Genomic DNA, 233 nt, shown 5'->3' with positions numbered 1-233 from the left:
CTGGTTTGGGCTAATCCGCGTTCGCTCGCCGCTACTGACGGAATCACTTTTGTTTTCTCTTCCTCAGGGTACTTAGATGTTTCAGTTCCCCTGGTATGCCTCACGCTAGCCTATGGATTCAGCTAACAGTAACTGTCTATTACAACAGCTGGGTTTCCCCATTCGGAAATCCCCGGATCGACGCTTGCTTACAGCTCCCCGAGGCAGTATCGTTGTTCGCCACGTCCTTCTTC

1 rRNA gene is annotated in these 233 nt (G+C 51.5%); it reads right to left on the bottom strand.

The features are described from left to right. Positions 1 to 233: ribosomal RNA gene (locus KJS52_RS27195) — 23S ribosomal RNA — on the bottom strand; the annotation flags it as partial.

The organism is Paenibacillus montaniterrae (assembly GCF_018403185.1).
GTDB classification, from domain to species: Bacteria; Bacillota; Bacilli; order Paenibacillales; family Paenibacillaceae; genus Pristimantibacillus; species Pristimantibacillus montaniterrae.
Note: the sequence above shows the minus strand (reverse complement) of the source record. Positions and strands in the feature narration are given on the sequence as shown.